This is a genomic window from Shewanella sp. S1-49-MNA-CIBAN-0167 (genome assembly GCF_040310145.1).
Lineage (GTDB): Bacteria > Pseudomonadota > Gammaproteobacteria > Enterobacterales > Shewanellaceae > Shewanella > Shewanella psychromarinicola.
This window is the reverse complement of the sequence record NZ_JBEOPO010000394.1, coordinates 1-252: the sequence shown is the minus strand read 5'-3', so window position 1 is coordinate 252 and position 252 is coordinate 1. Positions and strand designations below refer to the sequence as shown.

Below are 252 nucleotides of genomic sequence, written 5' to 3'. Positions count from 1 at the left end.
ATCCTGACACAGGGGGCTTTATATCTCCATCGGAAGATGTAATCGGATTGTCCATCCATCGGACACTAAAAACACTGCCGTCGGGATAGTTGTCCAAGTCCTTTTTAAACCATACTTGTTCAGGAAAGCTCCTAAATAGCTCTATCTGCCAAGCTGATTTTTGATTTTTTAATCTATTAGCTAACAGCGTATTAAGTTGCGGAGATGGATCTTCTTTAGCTACTTTCCACGCTCTATTTATTAATACAATTC

1 protein-coding gene is annotated in these 252 nt (G+C 39.3%); it reads right to left on the bottom strand.

Features of this window, described 5'->3' with window-relative positions:
- On the bottom strand, nt 1-252 hold a 252-nt coding region (locus tag AAEZ00_RS21780), incomplete at both ends, for a hypothetical protein (protein ID WP_351090082.1).